A 9,206-nucleotide genomic window follows, 5' to 3' on the forward strand; every position below is an offset into this window, starting at 1 on the left:
GCTCCCACATTAAATCCTTCTGGGTGGCTGTGTAATAGATTCGAGGTCGTTGTTTCATGAGCAACACTCCTTGCGCTTACGCAGTTTGTAGTGTGTTGCATCGACGGGTTGAAATCAAGACCCATAAAAGGCGTTGGCCACCTAAATCTAGAATCTCAAATGTCGCCCACTTTTAAGCAGCTTATGAGATCGAGCTCGAAAAGACTCATTGTGTAAAAAAGCTGCGCCAACAATCCCTACTAGGCAGCCAAGGAAGGTATCAATCAAGCGTGACTGAATTATTTGGCTGGGCTCACTCATCCCAAAAGAAGTCATTTCTGCTAAAAAAATAGTTAATGGAGTGATGAAAATTGCGGCCAAGCCATAGTGCCTGACCACAAGACTCTCAATGATGAAGATGAGCCCCATCATCACAAGACAGAGATTAAGTAGGCTGAAGTGCAGAGATAGCAAAAGCCAAGTTACCGACAAGCCAAAAATAGTACCAATGACCCGGTGTATTTGCCTAGTCCATGCCGCACGAAATGTCACACCTTGAATCACGGCAAGACAGGACACTGGAACCCAATAGGGTCTGTCCAATTGAAATAACTGGGCTAAAACTAGAGAGATACCGACAAAAATACCAATGACTACTGAATCAAAAACAACAAAATCAAATGTAGGCTTGGGCAAAGCCTGAATAGGCTGAGATGGTCTTTTGCGCAAGATATAAAGACTATAGAGAAAGCCGATAGCGCAAGCCCAGAGGCAACCTAGCGAAACTAATCCCACCTGCGCTGGAACTTCACTAAATGTGATCGGCGAAAAGATGCCGATCGCAGATACCATCACAAAAAATAAACTTCCAGGTGGCCCCAATGCGTAATACCGACAAGTCATCGTTACTAAGGTAGCAATAATGATGATAGCCACTGCCATCAGTTCAGGCATGAAGTGGCCTAGCAACCCCAATGCGTAGGAAGCGATCATGCCAAACGCGCAAGCCATCGTAAACACCATGCGATGTTCTATCTTGGTATTAGGCATATATAGAAATACCAAGCCTCCTAAGGAAGCTGTTAAACCATACTCTAAATGACCCCAATATAAAGTGAGCAATAAAGGTAGCCCTATTGCCAGACTGGCAGCAAGAGGCATTTCCCAAGGTCGATCACTGGTATTCACCTTGAGAAGATGGGTTAACTCTTTACGCAGAAACCCCCGAATCCCCATCGATACCAACTCTTAAGGGGCTAAATCAAATACCAAGACCTCAGCATCTTTACCATGGGATACGTTTATGCACTCCTCTTCAGCCAGCATTAAGGCATCGCCTGCATGAAGATTTTGCCCATTGACTTCAAGCGAGCCTTTGATCAGATGAACATAGGCCTTACGCTGAGGATTAATATAGAGCGTTGCTTTTTGATCGCCATCAAATAGACCTGCATAGAGCTTCGCATCCGCATTTATTTTGACTGACTCTGCCTCACCATTCAGTGAGGCTACCAATCTTAATTTCCCCTGCTTCTCTTGCAAGGGAATTGTCTTTTGCTCATACCCCGGCTTCACACCAGTGAACTTTGGCTCAATCCAGATTTGCAGGAAATGAGTTTGCTGACCTGTAGCGTGATTGAACTCACTATGAACTACACCAGTACCGGCACTCATGCGCTGCACATCACCAGGTGGAATGCCTTTGATATTCCCCATGCTATCTTGATGCGCCAACTCACCCGACAGAACATAGCTAATGATTTCCATATCACGGTGACCGTGATCACCAAAACCTTTTTCTGGCTCTATACGATCTTCGTTAATCACTCGTAAATTTCCCCAACCCATAAACTTTGGGTCGTAGTAATTGGCAAATGAAAACGAGTGAAAACTCTTTAACCAACCATGGTCGGCATAACCACGTTCATCGGATTTTCTAATCTGAATCATTGATACCTCCTAGAGACTCATCGCCTGGATAATTTCACTAGCCAGCTCTAAGCTCTTGGCTTTTTGCTCTGGTGAAACAGCCAAACCTTCTGCGTAAATGAACTCCACATCGGTAATACCGATAAAGCCTAGGAAGTCCTTCACATATTTTGTTTGGGTATCTTTATCCGTTCCGAAATAAAAGCCACCGCGAGTAGCTAAAACGATGGCCTTTTTCCCAATTAGCAAGCCTACAGGGCCAGTAGCTGTATATTTAAAAGTCATACCTGCTCTAGCCAAATTATCAAAATAGGATTTGAGTTGCGATGGAATTCCAAAGTTATACATTGGCAAAGCAAGCACCACAGTATCGGCCTCACTGATCTCTTTAACCAAATCATCGGACTGGCTAGCAAGAACTTTTTGCGCATCAGTACGCTGCTCGGGCGGCGTGATAAAGGCACTAAATTGCTCACCAGTTAAGTGAGGCAAGGCATTCTTTACCAAATCACGCTCCACAACTTTCGTATTGGGATGCAACTTCTGAATACGCTCAAGCAATCGATTGGATAGCTGTCTTGATTGACTGTTGTCACCCAAAATACTGCTATTAATACTCAGTACTGTTTTCATATTTAATTCCTTTGTAATAATTAGTTAAACGGCAGTTGCAGTTGACTCCAACTGCTCACTGACCCACTGCAAAAAATCCTTTAATTCGTTTTCTGAAATCTCATGATCCATTGGATAAATTTTGCTCACATGAGGCACATTTAAATCATTTAATAATTCATCAGACTGAAAGAAATGGCTAATAGGTAACTTGCTATCAAACTGACCATGTGCAAGATAGCCCTGCAGCTTTTTCAGCCCCTCTAAGTTATTAATATGGGGTTTAATTTCAGGCAGAATTCTTCCAGAGAGATTTGCAAAACCCAATACAGCATTAGGGCAAGTTAATGCCACGCCGGCACTCATAATGCCGCCCTGGCTAAATCCAGCGACAATCGTATTCTCGCTGCTTACCTGATACAAGGCCTGTATTTCTTTGATAAAAATCAATAATCGCAGTCGATTCTCGTCAGCCTCTTGCTCATGAATTTGTGGACCATCCTTGGTAAACGTCACATGGAACCAAGCAAACTGATCACCGCCATCGGTAAATGCAATAGGGCCTTGGGGCATGACCACCAAAATATTGGGGTCAACCCATTTACTAATCTAAGCAAAGTTAAGCTCATTTCCACCAACTCCATGGAGCAGAATCAAGCAACCCTTTGGCGAACTAAGCGCTGCTGGTCTCACGCGATAGGCGAACTGAGCGCCTGGTAAAAGTTGACTCACCATTTTTAGATCTCACTTCCTTCATGTACATCAGCTTCATGCAATCGATTAGTAAATGCACTATTCAATCCCCAAACAAACGAATCCATCGACAAAATGCCGTATTCAATACCACCTTCAATCGTCCTTAGGTCTACATCGCTTAGGCGAGCACCCAAAGCTATAAACAGGGGTAAAAAATGTTCATCAGTTGGATGTGCGCGCACTGCACCAGGCGCAAATTCTCGATAAGCAAATAGCTGATCTAACTGTTCATGCTGAACCGCTTGCTTGACCCAATCAGCAAAAGAGCTTACGTAAGGGAGATCTCCGCCAACGCCTTGACGAAAATCATGTAAGTTATGCGTCATGCTGCCTGAGGCGATGATCATCACACCCTCTTTCCTCAATGAGCCCAACGATTGACCAAGCGCATAGGCGCTTTGCGGATCAAGGCTTCTTGGCATCGACACTTGAAATACTGGAATATCCCCATTGGGCAATAGGTGCATCAGAGGAACCCAAGTCCCATGATCCAAGCCCCGGGTAGGATTTTCTTTAACGCTAAAGCCTGCTTTCTTTAGTGCCTCAATGGTTTTTTCTGCGACAGCAGTTGCTCCATTGACTGGGTATGACAGCTCATACAGAGACTTTGGAAAGCCATAAAAGTCATGAACAGTCTCTGGCAGAGGATTCGTCATTACCTCAATATCGGCCGTTTGCCAGTGTGGGGAAACCACCAAGATTGCCTTCACGCCACCAAGACCTTGCCCAATATTATTTAGCTGCTCACCCAAAACTCCAGGCTCGATAGCAAAGGTTGGCGCACCATGAGAGATAAACATTAAGGGGGCGATCACTGAGCTTGTCATTTTTAAATACTCTTTATCTTTATATGAAGAGCGAATGCGCCCCTACCCCATCAACGAAAGTAGAGGCGCTCCGACTCAAGACTTAATCTTGTTTCGCTTTTAAGCCATCAATGCTGAACTTACCAGCGCCTGATGAAGCCAAAACCAACAAACCACCAATAACAGCAATGTTCTTAAAGAACAGTAATTGGGCTACAAAAGCTTGGTCTGCAGGTGCCGCCCAGTAAGCATGGAAAAATACACTAGCAAAGAATGTAAATACTGCTAACACGACAGCAGCAATGCGAGTTTGATAGCCCACTAGCAAAGCAACTCCACCAACAATTTCAATCACGAGTGCCAATACAGCTGCAACTAGTGGAGCTGGTAAGCCGACGGACTGGATGTAGCCAACAGTCCCAGCAAAGCCAGTAAGCTTTGCAATGCCAGCAGGCAAGAACAATGCAGCGATCAAAAATCGACCCAATAGATTTAATGTGTTTTGATAAGTGTTTTTCATTTAATGCTCCTTGATTAGTGAATTCAGCGGAAAGCTTTCTTTCCTTGAGTAGAACTTTACTGTTCCGTTATTAATAGATAAACTCTCATTTATAAGATTAACTGTTACATTTAACGGAACAATGGATAAATTTCAAGAAATCACCACCTTTACCGCCGTTGTTGATGCGGGTAGCTTTGTCAAAGCGGCAGACCGGCTCAACATGTCTAAGGCCGCAGTCTCAAGACATTTGGTGGATTTGGAGACTAGGCTAGGCGTTCGCCTACTTCATCGCACCACACGCAAGCTGTCATTAACGGAAGAAGGTGAACTCTTTTATGGACGATGCAAAGAAATCCTGGAGACCATCGAGAGTGCCGAGAATGAAATTACCTCTCAAACAGATGATGTGAGTGGCCATATCCGCATTAACGCTCCCTTTAGTTTTGGCATTCGGAAGTTGGCGCCGCTGTGGGGAATCTTTCATCAAAAGTATCCCAAAGTAACGTTAGATGTTGTACTGTCAGATCGATTGGTTGATGTAGTGGATGAAGGCTATGACATCGCCATTCGAATAGCTGCCCTATCAAACTCAACCATGGTGAGTAAAAAACTTACGGACACACGCATTATTCTATGTGCATCGCCACAATATCTCAAAGAACATGGCGCCCCAAAAAAGCCCGCTGATTTAATTAACCATCAAGTAATCAACTATAGCTACTGGGCAGGCAAAGAGGAATGGAGTTTTGATGGGCCCAACGGCAAAGAGAGTGTAAACATTAAACCCTTTATGCAAACCAATAATGGTGATACCTGCCTTGTTGCCGCCCTAGCCCATCAGGGAGTTGTGCTCCAGCCAAGCTTTATCGTAGGTGATGCCATACGAACAGGCGACTTAGTAGAAATCATGCCTCAATATAAGTCTATCGAATTGGGCATCTACGCCCTCTTCCCTACCCGCCAACATATTGCGCCCAAAGTGAGAGTGTTAATTGATTTTCTCGTGGACTATTTTTCTAAAAAGGATTTAGATAATTTCTAGAAATTGATAGTCACCCACTTTGCCAGAGATCATTTTATGAATCTGTTTCGGTGCTGGCTTTGATCGCCCCTTTTCTGACAGCATGAAGCAAAGTGTCATAATCTTTTTGATTTTGCTTTGCATACTCCATAGAAAATCGACTAACAGCCTCATCAAAGACATCCGATTTGCCAAGGTAGCCGGAAATCATCGCAGCATTACCCGACTTTGCATGCGATCGAGCTAATGCTTTTCCACAATACTCAGCATAGTTCTCTAGTCGCGCAGGAGTTACCTCATCAAATGAAAACGAAACCTTCATATCCCTTAATTGACGAACATAAAAATCTCTGCCTTCGGCCCCCCTCGTCCAGCCTAAAAAAATATCAGCTGAGGATTGGGTTAGACGCTGACCAACTACTACGCGTTCGCCATGCTTCTCATATTTACTCTTACCCGCATAGGGCTCGAGTACTGATGTGCGAGCTTCTTTCACCTGTAATAAAAGTGGCTCATCATCGGGAGTCATAAATAAAGCAACAAAGCAACGCGTACCTACGCTTCCGATGCCTACTACCTTGAGAACAACGTCCTGTAATTGGTAGCGATCAATTAAGACTCTGCGATCATGTGGCAAAGACTCTCGATAATCTTTGATCGCCATCTTTGCTAGAGCATCGAAGTTCGCCTTATGAGGATGAAACATGAGGGGTGGCTGATCAAGTAATCTCTTCTTTCCATCAATTTCCGTGGTAATTTTAGGAAATAGATACTCTGCTACCCGAGTCTCAGCTCGCTTAATCAACTCTTCGCGATATAGCTTCGTTTTCTTGGTAGGGGCATTCTGGGCATATTTAGCCAAGTCTAGTTGCTTATATGAAAGCTCCAGCGGGCTCAACTTCGAATACTTTCGAAGATTCTCCCGATAGGACCTTACGCAAGTTTTGGCAATCAGTCGCGCAGTCTCATCATCGATCCCATTGTCTTGTGAAGACACTAGAAAGCTTATTGCCAAACGTTTAACATCCCACTCCCACGGAGCGGGTAAGGTCTCATCAAAATCATTGATGTCAAAGACCAATTTACGCTCTGGCGTTGCAAAGGCGCCAAAATTTAACAAATGGCAATCGCCGCAAGCTTGAACATATATTCCGCTATTGGGCGTTCGAGAAAGATCATCGGCCATTAGAGCGGCAGAACCCCTAAGAAATGTAAAGGGGCTAGCTAACATACGTCCATAACGAATCGGAATAAGTTCAGGAAGCCGATCTTTATTGGATTTCTCTAAAATCGCATTGGAACTGAAGTCTTTAGGTCGGCGCTTCACAAACTCATGCGCTTCTAGAGGATGAGTTTTACGCAAATTCTTCCCAATTTCAATACTGGATGCTCGATTCAGTAGAGAGCTCTCAGATTGGTCAAATTTATTCATAGTTTATTCTGATACTAAAACAAAAAAGTCACAGCAATTAAAAGACGGCTGTTGGTCTTTTAAAGATTCTATAAGAAAAAATTACCGAGCGACCCAAAGCAGTTACTTGGGATAAAAAATTTGTTTGATATCTCTATACACCTGAAATCCAGCAATCAGAATCAAGGACAGGGATAGCGGTAGCACTGCAATATAGCCAACCTTTTTAAAGCTAACAGCCCCAATAATTCCGCCAACCAAAAACATTCCAAAAATGAATGCGTGTGTCTTTAGTTTTTCTATGTTGGCCTTTACAAGACCCTGCTTATTTGCATCTGTAGACCTATTCCAATAAATCATTTTTCCCAACTCTATACCGATATCGGTAATGACGCCGGTCATATGGGTAGTTCTAATTTCAGCTTTAGAGGCCTTAGTAACAATGGCATTTTGCAAGCCCATTACAAAACATAAAAGTAATGCAATCGCGGGAACAGTCAGGGGTAAATAGACGTTTAAGTTGGCACCTACTAAGCCAAATACCAATAAAAGTATGGCCTCAACCAATAAAGGCAAGGCGAACTCACTACGAATCTTTTTCCTGTGCCCCCAGTTAACAATGATGGCTGTTGTAGCAGCGCCCAATAGAAAAGATAGCAGAAGAGAAATACCGCCTAAAACAGAAATAAAATTATTAAGAGCTAGATCATCGCCAATCGCCGAAATGATGCCACTCATATGAGAGGTATAGCGAGCAATGGCCAAAAAACCACCAGCATTAACTGCGCCAGCTACAAATGCCATGTAAGCACCCAGCTGAATATTGGTCTTATGGGACCTTTGATTGCTCGTTAAAAGCTGAATAAATTTAATTGGCATCGAAGGCCTATTCTACGACCCAAGAGCTTCCACAGGCATGACTTCAATAGCCGGCTTATGAAATCTAAGTCAATTTCGTCAATCAGCCGCTTCTCAACCCTCAGCAGCCATTCTTGAGCGCTCACAAACCACCAAGAATTACATCGGTACTTTTGTATCCCCTTAGCTACTTCAAGAAACTGACGAGGATCTAACCAATGGGGCTAACTTCAGCTCCGTGAGGTCTTTTGTAGCGGTTGTAGGACCACATATATTGACGGGGCTTAGAGACAATCATTTCCTCAAAATAATGATTCATTAAGGTGCATGCTTCAACCATACCGACCGGATACTCACTATTCATAAGTCGTGTCTTAATTACCCACCCCTTACCTAAGCCCAACCTCTCAGCACTAACAAAGAGTGTAGCTACATTAGCTTGCCGCGCTAGTTTTATTGGAAATGATGTGGTGTAAGCATATTGATTAAAAAATTTAGCCCAAATACCATCGCCGACACTAGGAACCTGGTCAGCCAATATGCCGATAACCTCACCTTTGATCAAGGCATGCTTAATTTTTCTGACGCCACCTAAATTGGCCTCCACAAACTCCATCTGAGAGTGCCGGCGAGATTTGAGCATCAACTTATTGACCCAAACCTTTCTGGCTGGCCGATACATAACGGTAGCTTTCATATGTTCGGCAAAAATGCGAGGGACAATTTCAAAGCCGCCCAAATGAGATGCCAAGACAATTAAGCCCTTGCCATTTTTTGATAGCTCAACAATTTGATCTACGTTATCAATTCTTGACTTATTTACGGCAGATTGAGGATGTCTCCAGATCCACAAGGTATCAGCAAAAATCATGCCAGACTCGGCAGCCACTCTCCATGGGGTAGATTTAAAACCAGAAAAGATGGCTGCACTCAAGTGATTGCCATTTAAGCGTGCTCGGTAGCGTGAGGAGCTTAAATAAACCACTAGACCAACTCCAGCACCAATAACCTGAAGGGCCGCTAAGGGAAGAGAGCTAAAGAGTCTCAATATGAAATACAACATCTGCCATTCTAGACTTGATCGAGGAATCTACCTGAAGTTATTTTTGGCGCTGCTGGGTGGTATCGAAGGGCAAACTATCACCCCAAGAACATCCCCCTTAGACTAACCAAAGATCCTTTGACGCCTGAATGACTCCTATCGACCGAGGCTGTGTAAAAACCCAAAATACTTCCATTGATTTAGATTTAAAGCGTGTACACGGGTTTTGGCCTTCAATCAAACGCTTCTGGCTGAGTCAACAATTCTGTTTTGGTAATTTGTGATTTTTT

The 9,206-nt window shown here is 43.6% G+C and carries 11 protein-coding genes; 1 reads left to right on the forward strand and 10 read right to left on the reverse strand.

Annotated elements, in window-relative coordinates:
* Positions 1-147 precede the first annotated feature (147 nt).
* The 7 genes from ICN42_RS11735 to ICN42_RS11760 form a co-directional block, all read right to left on the reverse strand.
* Complete coding sequence (locus tag ICN42_RS11735) at positions 148-1,215, reverse strand: FUSC family protein (RefSeq protein WP_216255115.1); 1,068 nt, start codon at positions 1,213-1,215, stop codon at positions 148-150.
* Positions 1,216-1,227: 12 nt separating this feature from the next.
* On the reverse strand, positions 1,228-1,929 hold the full coding sequence (locus ICN42_RS11740; RefSeq protein ID WP_216255118.1) for a pirin family protein: 702 nt from the start codon (positions 1,927-1,929) through the stop codon (positions 1,228-1,230).
* A gap of 9 nt (positions 1,930-1,938) precedes the next feature.
* Entirely contained in the window at positions 1,939-2,541 is a 603-nt protein-coding gene (locus tag ICN42_RS11745; protein WP_216255122.1) for an FMN-dependent NADH-azoreductase, read from the reverse strand.
* Positions 2,542-2,565: 24 nt separating this feature from the next.
* Positions 2,566-3,093 (reverse strand): alpha/beta hydrolase, encoded by a 528-nt coding sequence (locus ICN42_RS11750; protein WP_216255126.1) that lies wholly within the window; start codon positions 3,091-3,093, stop codon positions 2,566-2,568.
* 36 nt (positions 3,094-3,129) lie between these two features.
* Positions 3,130-3,252 carry a hypothetical protein gene (locus ICN42_RS11985; RefSeq protein ID WP_255539381.1) on the reverse strand — a complete coding sequence of 41 codons (123 nt, stop codon included), beginning with the start codon at positions 3,250-3,252 and terminating at the stop codon, positions 3,130-3,132.
* Positions 3,253-3,257: 5 nt separating this feature from the next.
* Positions 3,258-4,103: a class III extradiol ring-cleavage dioxygenase gene (locus tag ICN42_RS11755; RefSeq protein WP_216255129.1), complete on the reverse strand. Its 846-nt coding sequence runs from the start codon at positions 4,101-4,103 to the stop codon at positions 3,258-3,260.
* Between the two features lie 82 nt (positions 4,104-4,185).
* A complete protein-coding gene (locus tag ICN42_RS11760; protein WP_216255133.1) occupies positions 4,186-4,602 on the reverse strand; it encodes a DoxX family protein in 417 nt (138 codons plus the stop codon).
* 121 nt (positions 4,603-4,723) lie between these two features.
* Here ICN42_RS11760 and ICN42_RS11765 point away from each other — a divergent pair, with 121 nt between their 5' ends.
* Positions 4,724-5,626, forward strand: a complete 903-nt coding sequence (locus ICN42_RS11765; protein WP_216255135.1) for a LysR family transcriptional regulator — start codon at positions 4,724-4,726, stop codon at positions 5,624-5,626.
* Positions 5,627-5,660: 34 nt separating this feature from the next.
* Here ICN42_RS11765 and ICN42_RS11770 read toward each other — a convergent pair whose 3' ends face one another.
* The 3 genes from ICN42_RS11770 to ICN42_RS11780 form a co-directional block, all read right to left on the reverse strand.
* Entirely contained in the window at positions 5,661-7,037 is a 1,377-nt protein-coding gene (locus ICN42_RS11770) for a DUF2252 domain-containing protein (RefSeq protein WP_216255138.1), read from the reverse strand.
* A 102-nt stretch (positions 7,038-7,139) separates the two neighbouring features.
* A complete protein-coding gene (locus ICN42_RS11775) occupies positions 7,140-7,895 on the reverse strand; it encodes a YoaK family protein (protein WP_216255140.1) in 756 nt (251 codons plus the stop codon).
* 190 nt (positions 7,896-8,085) lie between these two features.
* Entirely contained in the window at positions 8,086-8,937 is an 852-nt protein-coding gene (locus ICN42_RS11780) for a hypothetical protein (RefSeq protein ID WP_216255143.1), read from the reverse strand.
* Positions 8,938-9,206 lie beyond the last annotated feature (269 nt).

It is taken from the genome of Polynucleobacter sp. 71A-WALBACH (assembly GCF_018882365.1).
In the GTDB taxonomy this organism is placed as follows: domain Bacteria; phylum Pseudomonadota; class Gammaproteobacteria; order Burkholderiales; family Burkholderiaceae; genus Polynucleobacter.

Coding starts and splice junctions, on each gene's coding strand:
- ICN42_RS11735 (WP_216255115.1), bottom strand. CDS start 1,215: ATGGGGATTCGGGGGTTTCTGCGTAAAGAGTTAACCCATCTTCTCAAG.
- ICN42_RS11740 (WP_216255118.1), bottom strand. CDS start 1,929: ATGATTCAGATTAGAAAATCCGATGAACGTGGTTATGCCGACCATGGT.
- ICN42_RS11745 (WP_216255122.1), bottom strand. CDS start 2,541: ATGAAAACAGTACTGAGTATTAATAGCAGTATTTTGGGTGACAACAGT.
- ICN42_RS11750 (WP_216255126.1), bottom strand. CDS start 3,093: ATGCCCCAAGGCCCTATTGCATTTACCGATGGCGGTGATCAGTTTGCT.
- ICN42_RS11755 (WP_216255129.1), bottom strand. CDS start 4,103: ATGACAAGCTCAGTGATCGCCCCCTTAATGTTTATCTCTCATGGTGCG.
- ICN42_RS11760 (WP_216255133.1), bottom strand. CDS start 4,602: ATGAAAAACACTTATCAAAACACATTAAATCTATTGGGTCGATTTTTG.
- ICN42_RS11765 (WP_216255135.1), top strand. CDS start 4,724: ATGGATAAATTTCAAGAAATCACCACCTTTACCGCCGTTGTTGATGCG.
- ICN42_RS11770 (WP_216255138.1), bottom strand. CDS start 7,037: ATGAATAAATTTGACCAATCTGAGAGCTCTCTACTGAATCGAGCATCC.
- ICN42_RS11775 (WP_216255140.1), bottom strand. CDS start 7,895: ATGCCAATTAAATTTATTCAGCTTTTAACGAGCAATCAAAGGTCCCAT.
- ICN42_RS11780 (WP_216255143.1), bottom strand. CDS start 8,937: ATGTTGTATTTCATATTGAGACTCTTTAGCTCTCTTCCCTTAGCGGCC.